General features: G+C 74.1%; 17 protein-coding genes. 9 read left to right on the top strand and 8 right to left on the bottom strand.

Annotation, left to right across the window (positions count from 1 at the left end):
• Positions 1-12: 12 nt before the first annotated feature.
• On the bottom strand, positions 13-1,353 hold the full coding sequence (locus ACGF7U_RS12930) for an MFS transporter (RefSeq protein ID WP_393105925.1): 1,341 nt from the start codon (positions 1,351-1,353) through the stop codon (positions 13-15).
• A 77-nt stretch (positions 1,354-1,430) separates the two neighbouring features.
• Positions 1,431-2,810: an MDR family MFS transporter gene (locus ACGF7U_RS12925; protein ID WP_393105923.1), complete on the bottom strand. Its 1,380-nt coding sequence runs from the start codon at positions 2,808-2,810 to the stop codon at positions 1,431-1,433.
• 151 nt (positions 2,811-2,961) lie between these two features.
• On the opposite strand from ACGF7U_RS12925, the gene ACGF7U_RS12920 reads away from it, so the two are divergent.
• Positions 2,962-3,729 (top strand): phosphoglyceromutase, encoded by a 768-nt coding sequence (locus ACGF7U_RS12920; protein ID WP_393105921.1) that lies wholly within the window; start codon positions 2,962-2,964, stop codon positions 3,727-3,729.
• A 54-nt stretch (positions 3,730-3,783) separates the two neighbouring features.
• Here ACGF7U_RS12920 and phoU read toward each other — a convergent pair whose 3' ends face one another.
• A complete protein-coding gene (gene phoU / locus ACGF7U_RS12915; protein ID WP_393105919.1) occupies positions 3,784-4,437 on the bottom strand; it encodes a phosphate signaling complex protein PhoU in 654 nt (217 codons plus the stop codon).
• 194 nt (positions 4,438-4,631) lie between these two features.
• On the opposite strand from phoU, the gene ACGF7U_RS12910 reads away from it, so the two are divergent.
• Together ACGF7U_RS12910 and ACGF7U_RS12905 are read left to right on the top strand one after the other, a co-directional pair.
• Positions 4,632-5,918, top strand: a complete 1,287-nt coding sequence (locus tag ACGF7U_RS12910) for a sensor histidine kinase (RefSeq protein WP_393105917.1) — start codon at positions 4,632-4,634, stop codon at positions 5,916-5,918.
• 23 nt (positions 5,919-5,941) lie between these two features.
• Positions 5,942-6,625, top strand: coding sequence for a response regulator (locus ACGF7U_RS12905; RefSeq protein WP_393105915.1), 684 nt, complete (start codon positions 5,942-5,944; stop codon positions 6,623-6,625).
• Positions 6,626-6,686: 61 nt separating this feature from the next.
• Here ACGF7U_RS12905 and ACGF7U_RS12900 read toward each other — a convergent pair whose 3' ends face one another.
• Positions 6,687-7,496: a hypothetical protein gene (locus ACGF7U_RS12900; RefSeq protein WP_393105913.1), complete on the bottom strand. Its 810-nt coding sequence runs from the start codon at positions 7,494-7,496 to the stop codon at positions 6,687-6,689.
• Positions 7,497-7,570: 74 nt separating this feature from the next.
• Between ACGF7U_RS12900 and ACGF7U_RS12895 the strand changes: the two genes are divergently transcribed.
• Together ACGF7U_RS12895 and ACGF7U_RS12890 are read left to right on the top strand one after the other, a co-directional pair.
• A complete protein-coding gene (locus ACGF7U_RS12895) occupies positions 7,571-8,515 on the top strand; it encodes a Ppx/GppA phosphatase family protein (RefSeq protein WP_393105912.1) in 945 nt (314 codons plus the stop codon).
• 61 nt (positions 8,516-8,576) lie between these two features.
• Positions 8,577-9,383 (top strand): sugar phosphate isomerase/epimerase family protein, encoded by an 807-nt coding sequence (locus ACGF7U_RS12890; protein ID WP_393105910.1) that lies wholly within the window; start codon positions 8,577-8,579, stop codon positions 9,381-9,383.
• A gap of 36 nt (positions 9,384-9,419) precedes the next feature.
• Here ACGF7U_RS12890 and ACGF7U_RS12885 read toward each other — a convergent pair whose 3' ends face one another.
• The 3 genes from ACGF7U_RS12885 to ACGF7U_RS12875 are packed head-to-tail and all read right to left on the bottom strand — an operon-like array spanning position 9,420 to position 11,461.
• Positions 9,420-10,004: a CGNR zinc finger domain-containing protein gene (locus tag ACGF7U_RS12885; protein WP_393105908.1), complete on the bottom strand. Its 585-nt coding sequence runs from the start codon at positions 10,002-10,004 to the stop codon at positions 9,420-9,422.
• Between the two features lie 22 nt (positions 10,005-10,026).
• Positions 10,027-11,190 carry a glutathionylspermidine synthase family protein gene (locus tag ACGF7U_RS12880; protein WP_393105907.1) on the bottom strand — a complete coding sequence of 388 codons (1,164 nt, stop codon included), beginning with the start codon at positions 11,188-11,190 and terminating at the stop codon, positions 10,027-10,029.
• A gap of 1 nt (position 11,191) precedes the next feature.
• The gene (locus tag ACGF7U_RS12875; RefSeq protein ID WP_393105905.1) at positions 11,192-11,461 is read right to left on the bottom strand and encodes a hypothetical protein; all 270 of its coding nucleotides are present in this window, start codon (positions 11,459-11,461) and stop codon (positions 11,192-11,194) included.
• Positions 11,462-11,592: 131 nt separating this feature from the next.
• Here ACGF7U_RS12875 and ACGF7U_RS12870 point away from each other — a divergent pair, with 131 nt between their 5' ends.
• Positions 11,593-12,513, top strand: a complete 921-nt coding sequence (locus tag ACGF7U_RS12870) for a proline dehydrogenase family protein (protein ID WP_393105903.1) — start codon at positions 11,593-11,595, stop codon at positions 12,511-12,513.
• 1 nt (position 12,514) lies between these two features.
• Here the strand turns inward: ACGF7U_RS12870 and ACGF7U_RS12865 are convergent, their stop codons facing one another.
• Positions 12,515-12,925 carry a VOC family protein gene (locus ACGF7U_RS12865; protein WP_393105901.1) on the bottom strand — a complete coding sequence of 137 codons (411 nt, stop codon included), beginning with the start codon at positions 12,923-12,925 and terminating at the stop codon, positions 12,515-12,517.
• A 76-nt stretch (positions 12,926-13,001) separates the two neighbouring features.
• Here ACGF7U_RS12865 and ACGF7U_RS12860 point away from each other — a divergent pair, with 76 nt between their 5' ends.
• From ACGF7U_RS12860 to ACGF7U_RS12850, 3 genes are read left to right on the top strand one after another with little or no spacing between them, the layout of a single operon-like run.
• Positions 13,002-13,802, top strand: a complete 801-nt coding sequence (locus tag ACGF7U_RS12860; protein ID WP_393105899.1) for an alpha/beta fold hydrolase — start codon at positions 13,002-13,004, stop codon at positions 13,800-13,802.
• Complete coding sequence (locus tag ACGF7U_RS12855; RefSeq protein WP_393105897.1) at positions 13,795-14,370, top strand: TetR/AcrR family transcriptional regulator; 576 nt, start codon at positions 13,795-13,797, stop codon at positions 14,368-14,370. The genes ACGF7U_RS12860 and ACGF7U_RS12855 overlap by 8 nt, the downstream gene beginning before the upstream one ends.
• A complete protein-coding gene (locus ACGF7U_RS12850; RefSeq protein ID WP_393105895.1) occupies positions 14,370-14,705 on the top strand; it encodes a YrdB family protein in 336 nt (111 codons plus the stop codon). Before ACGF7U_RS12855 ends, ACGF7U_RS12850 begins: the two co-directional genes overlap by 1 nt.
• The last annotated feature ends 109 nt before the right edge of the window (positions 14,706-14,814 follow it).

The raw sequence follows: 14,814 nt of genomic DNA, 5'->3' as shown, positions 1-14,814 counted from the left end.
CCGGCCCCGTCGTCAACGCGCCGCCGCGCGGGCGGGGATCGGGGACGGGGTCTGCCGCCGGCGGAGGGCGGCCACGCGCCGGTCGCGGGACGGGCCCGTCACCAGGTGGCACACGGCGGCCAGCAGCCCCAGCCCGCCGACGATGAGCCAGTGCCCGTTGCCGAGGTACTGCAGGCTCACCCCGCCCAGCGTGGGCGCCACGAACGACGCCGCCGGGAACGCCAGGTAGAACACGGACTGGTAGCGGGCGCGCAGCTCGGGTGGTGCGAGGTCGGCGTTGATCTGCGCGTTCGGCGGGGCGGCGAGCATCTGGCCGATCGTCCAGACCACCGCCGCGCCCAGGTAGACCGCCAGGTCGTCGGCGACGGCGAGGGCGGCGAAACCGACCGCCAGCACGGCGGTCGAGACGGCCAGGACGTGGTGCTTGCGGTGCCGCTCGATCAGCCGCGGCACGAAGAGCTGTCCCACCACGATCAGCACCCCGCCGAGCGCCACCACCGCGCCGTACGCCGACGGGCGCAGCCCGTCCGCGCGCATGGCCAGGGGCATGATCGTCGAGGTCTGCATGGTCAGCACGGCCAGCACGAAGGTCAGGCCCACGAAGACGAGGAAGGTGCGGTCGGTCAGGGCCGTGTGCAGCCCGGGCGGGCGCGGTCCCCGCCGCTGCCGTGCCGCCCGCCCGCCGGGCTCCGCCGACGCCGGCTCGCGCCCCGCCGACGCCGGCGCGCGCCCCGCCGCCCCGTCGGTCCGGGCGGTCCGGAGCCGGGGGAGCGTCTCGGGGACCTTCCAGCCGATCACCGCGGCCGCGACCAGGGTGGCGGCGGCGTCGACCAGGAAGAGCGCGACGAAGCTCGCCTCGGCGAGCACACCCGCCAGCAGCGAGGCCACCGCCATGCCCAGGTTGAACGCCCAGAACTGGAGGTTGAACGCGCGCGAGCGGCGCTGTTCGGGCACCACGTCGACGATCGCCGCGACGAAGGCGGGGCTGGGCATCGAGTGCACCACCCCGACCAGGGCGGCGAGCACGGCGATCACGGCGAGGTGCCGGCTGAAGGCCAGCGCCACCATCAGCCCGGCGGTGGCGAGGTGCGCGGCGAGCAGGGTGGCCCGGCGTCCCCACCGGTCGGCCAGCACCCCGCCGAGCAGCACGCCGCCCGCCCCGCCCAGCCCGTACGCCCCGACCACCGTGCCGGCCAGCGCCTCGCTGGCGCCGCGCATGTCGGTCAGGTAGAGCGACAGGAAGAGCATGGCGAAGGCGCCGGCCCGGTTGATCAGCAGGCCGGCCCAGAGGTACCAGAAGGTGGCGGGAAGCCCGCCCGCGGTGTCGTCCAGCCAGCGGCGCAGGGCCCGCACCCATCCTCCAGAAGGTTTCTTTCCGATTCAGCCTCGACCGTAGGAAGCCCGGGTCCGGAGCGCCAGGGTATTTCTGGTCACCGGGCGCCGGTCGACTCCGCCTCGCGTCGCGGGTCCGCGGGCCGGGCGGCGTCCCGCGCGGGTACGACCGGCTCGGCGGGGCCCGTGGCCGCCGCCTCGGCCGCCTCCGGCGCGGGCGGCTGGACGGCCACCACCGGCACGACGACCCCGGTGGCCCCGCGCAGGGCGACGGCGCGCCGCTCCCGGGCCGGGCCGGAGACCAGGTGGGCGACCGCCATGAGTGCGCCGATCGCGGCGCAGCCGAGCCAGAGCTGGGTGTTGCCGGCCTGCTCCCGGACCAGCCCGCCGAGCACCGGCGCGACGGCGCCGGCCACCTGCCAGGAGAGCGAGAAGACGCCCTGGTAGCGGCCGCGCAGTTCGCCGGGGGAGAGCTCGGCGATCAGGGTGGCGTTGGAGGGCGAGTTGAGCATCTCGCCGACGGTCCAGATCAGCACGGTCAGGCCGTAGAGCCAGGCGGCGTCGGCGAACGCGGTGAGGCCGAAGCCGACGCCCATCACCACCGAGGCCAGGGCGAGCACGTGTGACCGGCTGCGGCCCTTGATCAGCCGGGGTACGAAGAGCTGGCCGGCCACGATCAGCACCCCGTTGAGCGCGATCACCGAGCCGTACGTGGCGGGGCTCAGGCCGTCCTCGCCCATCGCGATCGGCAGCATCGAGATGTGCTGGAGGAAGACCAGCGCGCTGAACAGGTTGAGCACCACGAAGCCCAGGAAGACGCGGTCGGTCAGGATGGTGCGCAGCGCCCCGGCCGGCGCCCCGGCGCCCTTGTGGCGGGCGGCGGCGGGGGCCTGCCGCGTCTCGCGGACCTTGACGAAGATGATGAGCGCGGTGATCACGGTGGTGGTCGCGTCCACCACGAAGAGCAGCAGGTAGCCCGCCTCGGCGGCGAGGCCGGCGAGGACGGCCGCGCAGGCGAAGCCGAGGTTGATCGCCCAGTAGTTCAGCGAGAACGCGCGCAGCCGGTCCTTCTCCGGCACCACGTCGATCATCATGGCCCCGAACGCGGGGCGGGCCGCCTCGGCGAACGTGCCGAGCAGCAGCGCGCCGAGCGCGACCGCCCAGAGTTCCTCGGCGAAGCCGAGGGCGAGCATCATGGTGGCCGCGCCGAGGTGGGCGGTGAGCAGGGTCGGCCGGCGGCCCCAGCGGTCGGCCAGCGTGCCGCCGACGGTGGTGCCGACGGCGCCGCCGACCCCCCACAGCCCGATCACGAGGCCCGCCTGGGACGCCGAGAAGCCGCGCTCCTGGGTCAGGTAGATGGCGAGGAAGACCAGGACGAACGAGCCGAGGCGGTTGATCAGCGTGCCCGCCCAGAGGTACCAGAAGGCGACCGGCAGCCCGCCTGTCGTGTCCCGGAACCAACCCCGCACCGTCCGCATTCGGCGCCCCCCGCTCGCGTAATGACCGCTGTGATTGTTGCGCCTTACAACCTAGTGTCAGGCCCGTTCGCCGGTCATCGGCTTTTCCACGTGGTGGTCGTCACGACCACTGCCCGCGTGTTCCCGCACGGCGTGCGGCAGGATGATCGGCATGACTGCGAGCGAGGGGCCCACCGTCGGGACGCTGGTCCTGCTGCGGCACGGCGAGAGCGACTGGAACGCCAAGAACCTCTTCACCGGCTGGGTCGACGTCGACCTGACCGAGAAGGGGGAGAACGAGGCGCGCCGCGGCGGCGAGCTGCTGCGCGAACACGGCCTGCTGCCGGACGTGGTGCACACCAGCGTGCTGCGCCGGGCGATCCGCACCGCGGAGCTGGCGCTGAGCGCGGCCGACCGGCACTGGATCGCCGTGCGGCGGTCGTGGCGGCTCAACGAGCGGCACTACGGCGCGCTGCAGGGCAAGAACAAGAAGCAGACCCTGGAGGAGTACGGCGAGGAGCAGTTCATGCTCTGGCGCCGCTCGTACGACACCCCGCCGCCGCCGATCGCGGACGACGACGAGTTCTCGCAGGTGGGCGACCCGCGTTACGCGCTGCTGCCGAGCGAGCTGATGCCGCGCACCGAGTGCCTCAAGGACGTCGTCGAGCGGATGCTGCCCTACTGGTACGACTCGATCGTGCCGGACATCCTGGCCGGCCGGACGGTGCTGGTGGCCGCACACGGCAACTCGCTGCGCGCGCTGGTCAAGCACCTGGACCAGATCTCCGACTCCGCGATCGCCAAGCTCAACATCCCGACCGGGATCCCGCTGCGCTACGACCTCGACCCGCAGCTGCGCCCGCTCACGCTGGGCGGGACCTACCTCGACCCGGCCGCGGCCAAGGCGGCCGCCGCCGCGGTCGCCAACCAGGGCCGCTGACGTACCCGCGAAGGGCCCTCGTCGCGCGCCGACGACGAGGGCCCTTCGCACGTCTCAGCTCGCGGCGGGCGGGGTCTCGCCGGTGATCAGGTAGACCACGTGCTCGCCGGCGTTGACGGCGTGGTCGGCGAAGCGCTCGTAGAAGCGGCCGAGCAGGGTGGCGTCGATGGCGGTCTCCACCCCGTACGGCCAGTCCTCGCCGAGCAGCACCCCGAACAGGCTGCGGTGCAGGTCGTCCATGGTGTCGTCGTCGCGGTCCAGCTCGGCGGCGAGGTCGGCGTCGGGCTTGGCGAGCACCGAGCCGATCTTGACGGCCATCCGGTCGGCGGTGGCGGCCATGTCGGTGAAGATCGGCCGCAGCTCCGCGGGCACGGCCGGCGACGGGTGCCGGCGCAGCGCCGTCTTGGCGACGTGGTCGGCCAGGTCGCCCATCCGCTCCAGGTCGGCGGCGACGTGCAGCGCGGTGATCATCGCGCGCAGGTCGGAGGCGACCGGCGCCTGCCGGGCGAGCAGGTCGCAGACCCGCTCCTCGACGTGCCGGTAGAGGTCGTCGATCTCGGCGTCCCGCTCGATCACCGTCTCGGCCGCCCGGCGGTCCGCGGTGAGCAGGGCGCGGGTGGCCTGCCGCATCGCGGCCCGGACCCCCTCCGCCATGTCCACCAGCAGTTGGCTGACGATCTGCAGGTCAGCCCGGAACTCGTCGCGCATTGTCACGTCCTGTGGTCGGTGGTCGCCGCCGGGGCGGCCAGGGGCAGTGCGCCGCCCACGGTAGGTCGGGCGGGCGGACCCGAGGTGAACCACGGTGAACGACGCCCGGCGCGGGAGTGAACTTTCCCGGAAGCGAGAGTGATTCGCACCTTTTGTGGTGGTTGCCAGGTTAACAATGACCCTACGATCGCCGGGTGGAGTGGGCGGTGACGGTCGCATTGGCCGTGGGGCTGGTGGCCGGACTGGTCGCCGGGGTCGTGCTGCCCCGGTTCGTCCCCGCGCTGGGCGGGCGCTCCACCTCGCCGGGGAGCCGCTCCGGCTTCCCCTTCACGCGTGGGAGGCACCCGATAGCCGAGGATCCGCAGTCCGGGCTCGGCCGCCGGACCATCGACTCGCTCCGGGCGGGCGTGGTCGTGCTCGACCCGGAGGACCTGCCCGTCCTGGTCAACCCCGCCGCCCGCGCGATGGGGCTGCTCCGCACCGGCCCGACCCCCGGCTCGATCGCCGCCCACCCGCTGATCCGTACGCTCGCCGGGCAGGTGCGGCGCACCGGCGTGCGGCGCGAGATCGAGCTGGACCTGCCGCGGGGCCGCGACAACGCCGGGGTGAACCCGCTCGGGGTGCACCTGCGGGCGATGGGCCTCGGCGCGGGCTACATCGCGGTGGAGGCGGCGGACGTCACCGAGTCGCACCGGCTGGCCCGGGTGCGCCGGGACTTCGTGGCCAACGTCAGCCACGAGCTGAAGACCCCGATCGGCGCCCTCCAGCTCCTCGCCGAGGCGCTCCTGGACGCCACCGAGCCGGCCGGCGCCGGCGCGCCCGACCTCTCCGAGGACCTGGTCGCCGCCCGGCGCTTCGCCGAGCGGATCCAGCACGAGTCGACCCGGCTGGGCCGCCTGGTGCAGGAACTGCTGGAGCTGACCCGGCTCCAGGGCGCCGAGCCGCAGCCGCCCCCGGAGCCCGTCGCCGTCGACTGGGTGATCGCCGAGGTGGTCGACCGGACCCGCACCTCCGCCGCCGCCCGGCGGATCGACGTGGTCGTCGAGGGGGAGCGCGGGCTCACGGTCCACGGCAGCGACACCCAGCTCGCCACGGCGGTGTCGAACCTGGTCGAGAACGCCATCAACTACTCGGGCGAGGACACCACCGTCCGGATCACCGCGCGCGCCGACGACGAACACGTGGAGATCGCCGTCGCCGACCAGGGCATCGGGATCGCCCCGACCGACGTCGACCGGATCTTCGAGCGGTTCTACCGGGCCGACCAGGCCCGGTCCCGGTCGACCGGCGGCACCGGCCTGGGGCTGGCCATCGTCAAGCACATCGCCGGCAACCATGGCGGGCGGGTCGAGGTGTCGAGCACTCTTGGTGGTGGGTCGACGTTCACCCTGCGGCTGCCCGCCCGTCCCCCCGACGAGATCCTGGCGACACTGCCGTCCGCTGGGATCGAGGCCGGCCCGGCCGAGCTCCGGCAGGTCTGACAGCAATGGAAAGGAAATCCCCGTTGAGCCGCGTTCTGGTGGTCGAGGACGAGGAGTCGTTCTCCGACGCCCTGTCGTACATGCTCCGCAAGGAGGGCTTCGAGGTGTCCGTCGCCGCGACGGGCCCCTCCGCCCTCACCGAGTTCGACCGGACCGGCGCCGACATCGTGCTGCTCGACCTGATGCTGCCCGAGATGTCCGGCACGGAGGTGTGCCGGCAGCTCCGGCAGCGCTCGCACGTGCCGATCATCATGGTCACCGCGCGGGACAGCGAGATCGACAAGGTGGTCGGCCTGGAGATCGGCGCCGACGACTACGTGACGAAGCCGTACTCGCCGCGGGAGCTGGTCGCCCGGATCCGGGCGGTGCTGCGCCGACAGAGCGCCGAGGTCGCCGAGACGGGCGCGCCGACGCTGGCCGCCGGCCCGGTCCGGATGGACATCGAGCGGCACGTGGTGACCGTCGACGGCGCCCCGGTGCAGCTCCCGCTCAAGGAGTTCGAGCTGCTGGAGCTGCTGCTGCGCAACGCCGGCCGGGTGCTGACCCGGGGACAGCTCATCGACCGGGTCTGGGGGGCCGACTACGTCGGCGACACCAAGACGCTCGACGTGCACGTCAAGCGGCTCCGCTCCAAGATCGAACCGGAGCCGTCCGCGCCGCGCTACATCGTCACCGTGCGGGGCCTGGGCTACAAGTTCGAGCCCTGACCGGCGTACGCGTCGAGGGGCCCGCGCCGGCGCGCGGGCCCCTCGCCGTGCGCGGCGGTGCTCAGGCGGGGTCGGCGGGGTGCGGGGCGACCATGCCCTGCCGGCTGCGCGCCCCGCACAGCTCGGCCAGCTTCGCGTACGCGGGCGCGCCGATCAGCGCCGTCAGCTCCGGGCCGTAGGAGACGTACATCGGCTCGGCGCCGACGTGCGCGTCGGTGGAGGAGGTGCACCACCAGTCCAGGTCGTGCCCGCCGGCGCCCCAGCCCCGCCGGTCGAACTCGGACAGCGTGGAGACCAGCACCTTCGTGTTGTCCGGCCGCTTGACCCACTCCTGGTCGCGGCGGATCGGCAACTGCCAGCAGACGTCCGGCTTGTATTCCAGCGGGTGCACCCCGTCGCGCAGCGCCTGGGCGTGCAGCGCGCAGCCGGCGCCGCCCGGGAACCCGGCGTCGTTGAGGAAGACGCACGGGCCCTCCGCCTCCTGCGTGGCGGTGCGGCGGGCCGGGTTCCTGCCGTCGATGGTGTCGTTCTCGGTCCAGTTCTTGAACCCGCGACGGAAGTGCTGCCAGGTCGCGGGGCTGAGCCGCTTCACCGCGGCCCGGACCCGCCGCTCGTCGTCCGAGTCGGTGAAGAACGCCCCGTGCGAGCAGCAGCCGTCGGCGGCCCGGCCGGCGACGATGCCGTGGCAGCCCCGGCCGAAGACGCACGTCCAGCGGGAGAGCAGCCAGGTGAGGTCGGCCCGGACGAGGTGGCTCTCGTCCGCCGGGTCGACGAACTCGATCCACTCCCGGGGAAAGTCCAGCGGCACCTCGCGGCTGCGCGGGTCGTCCGGGTCGTCCACCAGCACACGGAGCTCGATCTGCCCTGTCACCCGGCCCAGCGTACGCGTGGAGCCCCGCCCGGTCCGCCGAGCCGCGCAATCGCGTTGCCCCTAGTGTCTTCAGCATGCGACTGGGTGTCCTCGACGTCGGTTCCAACACGGTGCACCTGCTGGTGGTCGACGCCCACCACGGCGCGCACCCCTGGCCGGCGCACTCCGAGAAGGTGGTGCTGCGCCTCGCCGAGCAGATCGGCCCGGACGGCGCGCTCACCGAGCCGGGCGCGGACGGCCTGGTCAAGGCGGTCAGCATGGCCAAGGCGGCCGCCGCCGGGCTGGACGCCGACGACCTGATCGCGTTCGCCACCTCCGCCGTCCGGGACGCCACCAACGCCCCGGACGTGCTCGCGCGGGTCCGCGCCGAGACCGGCGTACGCCTGGAGGTGCTCCCGGGCGCCGACGAGGCGCGGCTGACCTTCCTCGCGGTGCGGCGCTGGTTCGGCTGGTCGGCGGGGCGGCTGCTGGTGCTGGACATCGGCGGCGGCTCCCTGGAGATCGCGGCCGGCATCGACGAGGACCCGGACGTGGCGGTGTCGCTGCCGCTCGGCGCCGGCCGGCTGACCCGCGACCGGCTCCGGGTGGACGCGGACAGCGCGACCCCGCCGCCGGCCGAGGCGGTCGACGAGCTGCGGGCGTACGTCGACGGGCTGCTGGAGCCCGTCGTCGCCCAGATGACCGCGGTGGGCTGGGAGCGGCCGGTGGCCACCTCGAAGACGTTCCGGACCCTCGCCAGGCTGGCGGGGGCGGCTCCCTCCGGCGCGGGCCTGTGGGCCCCGCGCCGGCTCACCCGGCGCGGGCTGCGGCAGGTGCTCGGGTTCATCCGGCACATCCCGCCGGCCCAGCTCGCCGAGCTGGAGGGGGTCAGCGCCGGCCGGGCCCACCAGTTGCTCGCCGGGGCGGTGGTCGCCGAGGCGGTGCTCCGCCGGCTGGACGTCGAGGCGCTGGACATCTGCCCCTGGGCGCTGCGCGAGGGTGTGATCCTGCGCCGGCTCGACCAGCTCGGTTCCGGATGATCTGGGCGCTTTGCCGCTTCCCGTCATGAGGCGTCAATCGACCCCGGCTACCCTCGATGGTGTGACTTCCCGCGTCCCGGTGCTCCTGTCCAGTTCCTCGGTCTTCCCTGAGCGGACCGCGGCGGCGTTCCAGTTGGCCGCGGCGCTCGGTTACGACGGCGTCGAGGTGATGGTCTGGACCGACGCCGTCAGCCAGGACGTCGGCGCGCTGCGCGGGCTCGCCGAGCACTACGGCGTCCCGGTGCTCTCCGTGCACGCGCCCTGCCTGCTGGTCACCCAACGGGTGTGGAGCCCGGACCCGTGGGAGCGGCTGCGCCGCTCCGCGGAGATGGCGGCGACGCTGGGCGCCCCCACCGTGGTGGTCCACCCGCCGTTCACCTGGCAGCGGGACTACGCGCGCCACTTCGCCGACGGGCTGCACGCGATCGCCAGCGAGTTCCCGGACCTGCGTTTCCCGGTGGAGAACATGTACCCGGTGCGGATGGCCGGCCGGCAGTTCGTCCCGTACGTCCCGGGCTGGGACCCGACCGAGACGGGCTACCCCTCCTACACCCTCGACCTGTCGCACTGCGCCGCCTCGCACACCGACTCGATGGCGATGGCCGACCGGATGGGCGCCGGCCTGGCGCACGTGCACCTGGGCGACGGCACCGGCGAGGGGCGCGACGAGCACCTCGTGCCCGGGCGCGGCACGCAGCCCTGCGCCGAGCTGCTCTCCTCGCTCACCGGGCGGGGGTTCACCGGCTCGGTCGCCGTGGAGGTCACCACCCGGGGCGCGAAGAGCCGCGCCGACCGGGAGGCCGACCTGCGCGAGGCGCTGGAGTTCGCCCGCCAGCACCTCGGCACCCCGTCCCCGGTCGACGCCTGACCGCCGCCGGCCGGCGTCCCGGCCGGCCGCGAGGTCTCAGGTCACCGGGGTGAGCGACTCCACCGCGGTGGTCCGCGCGGCGACGGTCACCTGCTCGCCGATCGCCGCGCGCTTGCGGGCGCGGTGCGCGGCCACGTGCGAGCGGGTGGCGCAGCGCTCCGAGCAGAACCGCCGGCAGCAGTTGGACGAGGTGTCCAGGTAGACGTTGCCGCAGCGCTCGTCGGCGCAGACCCCGAAGCGGGCGCTGCCGTACTCGCAGAGCCAGACCGAGAGGCCCCAGACCGCGCCGGCAAGGTATTCGGCGCTCACGGAGGCGCCCCGGCTGGTCACGTGCATGTGCCAGTCGCTGGAGTCGTGCCCGGAGATGCGTGGCTGCACCGGGAACGCCTCCAGCAGGGCGTTCAGCTCGGCCACCGCCTGGGCGTCCCGCCCGGAGGTGCCGTATTCGAAGACGTCACGCAGGCGCTTCTGCGCCCGCCGGAAGGTCGCGAGATCCCGCTCCGCCACCTCGTCACGCATCCACGCGTTGTCTTCGGGGAAGAGGGCCCGCAGGTCGTCGAGGTCGTCCAGGCGGGCGTTGACGAGGTCAACGCCGGTCCGGGCGTACGCGTCGAAGTTCACGCCCCCAACGGTAGACGACTCGTCAGCCCCGTGGCGCGTCGATGTAGTGCGGCAGGAACCGCGCGTAGCCATCGGTGATGAGGCTCGCGCTCTCCCGCACCCCCGCCCCGGCCGACTCGCCGTCGACGACCCAGCTGCCCAGCACCATCCGGTTGCCGTCGAACTCCGGCAGCGCGCGGAACTCCTGGTAGCAGAAGCCCTCGTCGCCGTAGATCCCCGGATTGGCGATCTCCCCGTCGCCGGTGACGATCCGCACCGACGCGCCCTCCCGGCCGAGCAGCGGCTTGGCGACGTACTCGGACATTCCGCGCGGCGAGTCGAGATACGCCGGCAGCAGCAGCTCGTGATCCGGGTACAGCTCCCAGAGCACGGCGAGCAGTGCCTTGTTCGACAGCAGCAGCTTCCACGCCGGCTCGATCCAGGTGGTCGGGGTGCCCGGCTCCAGCGCCAGCGGCCCGTACGGCTCGGCGAGCATCCACTCCCAGGGGTAGAGCTTGAAGCAGGTGGTGACCGGCCGGTCCGCCGCGTCGACGAAGCGCCGGCCGTCCCAGCCGATGTCCTGGATCGGCTGGAGCTCGACCTCCAGCCCGGCCTGCCGGGCGGTCTCGGCGAGGTAGCCGGCGGTCATGTGGTCCTCGCCCGACTCCTCCTCGTTCGACCAGACCACGTGCACCCGCCGGTCGTGCAGGCCGGCGCCGATCTTCGCCCAGGCGCCGACCAGGCGCTCGTGCAGGCTGTTCCACTGGTCCAGCTCCGGCCGGGTGTCCTCCAGCCAGTACCACTGGACGATGCTCGCCTCGACCAGCGCCGTGGGGGTGTCGGCGTTGTACTCCAGCAGCTTCGGCGGCCAGCTGCCGTCGTAGGCGAGGTCGAAGCGCCCGTAGAGGGTGGGCGGCGACTCGCGCAGCGACCGGGCCACGGCCTCGGCCGCCCAGTCCGGGATGCCGAACTCGGCGTGGCGGCGGCGCGCGACGACGTGCTCGGCGGCGGCGACCGACATCCGGTGCAGCTCCTCCGTCGCCTCCTCCAGCCGGAGCACCTCGTCCAGCTCGAACGCGTACGCGGCGGTCTCGTCCCAGTACGACATGACCCCGCCGTCGGGCAGCTCGGTGTCGACGTACACCAGGCCCTGCTCGCGGATCGCGGCGTCCCAGCCCGGGCGGGGGGTGACGGACTCCCGGCGCACCTCAGCCGCCGCAGGCGGCGAGGTGGGTGCCGAAGCCGCCGCGGTCGGGGACGGCCGCGGTGGCCGGTTCCGGCGCGGGGCGGCCGGCGGTGACCTCGGGAACCCGCAGCGCGACGGCCACCGTGCCGTCGCCGCCGACGGGCCCGAGGGCGCAGTCGTCGTCATCGTCGTCGGAGGTCGTGTTGCAGGCGGAGAGGGCGAGCGCCAGCGCGGTGAGCGCGCCGAGCTGCACGGAGGCCGAGCGGAGCCGGCGGCGGGGGCGTTGTTCCACGTCATGGTTGTAACCGATGGACACCAGTGCCGTCCGCCCCCGGGTGGGGCCTGTGATGTGGTTGGGACATGGGCGCGGGCACCCTGGCCGCCGCCCGGCGCGGGGGCGTGGCCGGGCGTTACGCTCGGTCCATGCTCCGTTCCGTCATCCTCGCCGCCTCCCGGTCATCCCAGGTCGAGCGGCTCGTCGCGACGGCCCCGTTCACCCGGGACCTCGTCCGCCGGTTCGTCGCCGGCGCCAAGACCGACGACGCGTTGCGCGCGACCCGCGAACTCGTCGACGACGGTCTCGCGGTGACCCTCGACCACCTCGGCGAGGACACCGTCACCCCCGAGCAGGCCAACGCCACCCGGGACGAGTACCTCCGGCTGCTGAAGCTGCTCTCCGGCGCGGGGCTCACCCCCGCCGCCGAGGTGAGCGTCAAGCTCTCCGCGCTCGGCCAGATGTTCGACGAGCAGCTCGCGTACGACAACGCCCGGGCGATCTGCGCCGCGGCCGACGAGGCGGGCACCACGGTCACCCTCGACATGGAGGACCACACCACCACCGACTCGACGCTGGACATCCTGGCCAAGCTCCGCAAGGACCACCCGTCCACCGGGGCGGTGCTCCAGGCGTACCTGCGGCGGACCGAGTCGGACTGCCGTGAGCTGGCCACGGCCGGTTCCCGGGTGCGGCTGTGCAAGGGCGCGTACAAGGAGCCGGAGTCGGTGGCCTACCAGTCCGCCCGCGAGGTGGACAAGTCCTACGTCCGCTGCCTGAACATCCTGATGTCCGGCGACGGTTACCCCATGCTGGCCACCCACGACCCGCGCCTGATCGCCATCGGTGAGGACCGGGCGCGCTGGTTCGACCGCGGCCCGGAGCGCTTCGAGTTCCAGATGCTGTACGGCATCCGGCCGGAGGAGCAGGCCCGGCTGGTCGGCGAGGGCTACACCGTGCGCACCTACGTCCCCTACGGCGACGAGTGGTACGGCTACCTGATGCGCCGCCTCGCCGAGCGCCCGTCGAACCTGGCCTTCTTCGGCCGGGCCGTGCTCAGCAAGAAGTGACTCAGTCGTTCGACCAGCCCCGGGTGCTGAGCACCAGGCGGTAGCCGTCCGGATCGGCCACCGTCACTCCCCAGCGGTCCCAGTACGGGCCGGCGGAGACCCTCGTCCCGCCGGCCCGTTCCAGTTCCTGGACCAGCTCGTCGGCGACCGGGCCGTCGAGGTAGAGCACCAGCAGATCGTCGGCGGTCGGCGCGGGGTCGGCGGCGAGCCGCTCGCCGCCGACGAGCTCCAGGTGCCAACCGGCCCCGGGCAGGCCCACCATCAGCAGGTCGTGCTCGCCGGACCCGTCGGCGGTGGAGCGCCACAGCACGTCGAGGCCGAGCCCGCCGACCCAGAACCGTTCGGCCGCCGCCAGGTCGCGGCTCGGGCGGGCGATGCGTACGTGGGGATCCAGGGTCCGGGAGAGAGGCACGTCGTCGATCTTGCAACCTCAAGCTGACTTGAAGTCAAAGTTGACGATAAAAGCTAAGCGGGTTAGCTTTTTGGCTATGGATGTTAGCTACGTGGAGCGGGACGGCGGACGGATCGCCTACGAGGTGCACGGGCAGGGGCCGCTCGTGGTCCTCGCGCACGGCATGGGAGAGAACCGGGGCTCCTTCCGCCACCTGGCGCCGCTGCTCGTCGCGGCGGGGCACCGGGTGGCGTCCGTGGACGTCCGGGGGCACGGCGACTCCAGCGCCGGCTGGTCGTCGTACGCCCCGGCCGAGGTCGGCGCCGACCTCCTGGCGGTGACCCGCGCCCTCGGCGGCGGGCCGGCCACCCTCGTCGGCAGCTCCTCCAGCGCGTCGGCCGTGGTCTTCGCCGCAGCCGACGCTCCCGCGCTGGTCAGCGGGATCGTCCAGGTCGGCCCGTTCGTCGAGCAGCCGAAGCTCAACCCGTTCCTGCGGGTGGCGCTGGCCGCCGTGCTGCGCAGCCCTCGGCTGTTCGGGATGTTCCACCGCACGCTCTTCCCGTGCGACCGGCCGGCCGACGACGCGGCGTACCGCAGGGCGATGGTCGCCACCCTGCGCGAGCCGGGCCGGATGGCCGCCATGCGCGGGGTGGCTGCCCCAGTCGATCCGCACTGGACGACCCGCGCCCGCGACGTCCGGCAGCCGGTGCTGGTGCTGATGGGCGCGAAGGACCCCGACTTCCCGGACCCGGGCGCGGCGGCCCGCGCCGCCCGGCGGCAGTTCGCCACCGCCGAGGCCCGCATGATCGCCGACTCCGGTCACTACCCGCACGCCGACCGGCCCGGGCAGACCGCCGCCGACCTGGTGGAATTCCTGGCGGTGACCGGGCGTGCCTAGGGCCGGGCTCAACCAGCGGGCCGTGGTGCGGGAAGCGGCCCGGCTCGCCGACGAGGTCGGCGCCGACCAGCTCACCCTCGCCGCGCTGGCCAACCGGCTGGGCGTCGCGCTGCCCAGCCTCTACAAGCACGTCCGGGGGGCGGACGCCCTCGCCCAGAAGCTCTCCGCGCTGGCCACCGCCGAGCTCGCCGACGCCCTGACCGCCGCCGTCGCCGGCCGGGCCGGGCCGGACGCGCTGCGGGCCCTCGCCGCCGCCTACCGGGCGTACGCCCGCCGGCACCCCGGCCGCTACCCGGTCACGCAGCGGGTGCCGGACCCGACCGACCCGGAGCACGTCGCGGCGGGGGAGCGGGCCGTCGGGGCGATCTACGCCGTCCTGCGGGGCTACGGGCTCGACGGCGACGACGCCGTCGACGCGACCCGGATGCTGCGCAGCACCCTGCACGGTTTCGTCTCGCTGGCGGCCGCCGGCGGCTTCGGCCTGCCCCGCGCCGTCGACACGACCTTCGACCAACTGGTCGCCGCCCTGGACGGTGCGTTCCGGTCCTGGCCCCGCGAGGAGCGCTGATGTACGCCGTGGGTCTGCTGCTGCTCTTCCTGCTCGAACTGGCCGTGCTGGCGATCGGCGGCTGGTGGGGCTGGGCGCTGGACGCCGGGACGCCCGTCCGGCTCGCCGCCGCCGTCGCCGTGCCGCTGCTGCTGGCCGCGCTCTGGGGCGTCCTCGGCTCGCCGAAGGCCCGGGTGCCGCTGCCGGCGGCGGGCAAGCACGCGTTCCAGGCCGCCTGGTTCGCCGTCGGTGGCGGGCTGCTCGCCCTGCTCGGGTGGCCGCTCGCCGGCGTCGCTCTGGTCGTCGGCTGGGCGCTCACCGTCGCCCTGGTGCGCCGGGCGGGCCGCCCCGCCTGAGCCCGCCCCGCCTGAGCCCGCCCCGCCTGGGCCGCCCACCCGCGTCCGGGGCGGCGCGATCCGTCCGGCACCGCGCCGCCCCGGCGCGGTGGTCGCCGGGGCGACCGAA

The sequence above is a fragment of the Micromonospora sp. NPDC047670 genome (assembly GCF_043204915.1).
In the GTDB taxonomy this organism is placed as follows: Bacteria; Actinomycetota; Actinomycetes; order Mycobacteriales; family Micromonosporaceae; genus Micromonospora.
This window is presented reverse-complemented; position numbering and strand designations above follow the sequence as displayed.

Excerpts from the sequence above, each read along its gene's own strand:
- ACGF7U_RS12850 (WP_393105895.1), top strand. The coding sequence starts at position 14,370 with ATGTACGCCGTGGGTCTGCTGCTGCTCTTCCTGCTCGAACTGGCCGTG.
- phoU (WP_393105919.1), bottom strand. The coding sequence starts at position 4,437 with ATGCGCGACGAGTTCCGGGCTGACCTGCAGATCGTCAGCCAACTGCTG.
- ACGF7U_RS12925 (WP_393105923.1), bottom strand. The coding sequence starts at position 2,810 with ATGCGGACGGTGCGGGGTTGGTTCCGGGACACGACAGGCGGGCTGCCG.
- ACGF7U_RS12895 (WP_393105912.1), top strand. The coding sequence starts at position 7,571 with ATGCGACTGGGTGTCCTCGACGTCGGTTCCAACACGGTGCACCTGCTG.
- ACGF7U_RS12920 (WP_393105921.1), top strand. The coding sequence starts at position 2,962 with ATGACTGCGAGCGAGGGGCCCACCGTCGGGACGCTGGTCCTGCTGCGG.
- ACGF7U_RS12860 (WP_393105899.1), top strand. The coding sequence starts at position 13,002 with ATGGATGTTAGCTACGTGGAGCGGGACGGCGGACGGATCGCCTACGAG.
- ACGF7U_RS12870 (WP_393105903.1), top strand. The coding sequence starts at position 11,593 with ATGCTCCGTTCCGTCATCCTCGCCGCCTCCCGGTCATCCCAGGTCGAG.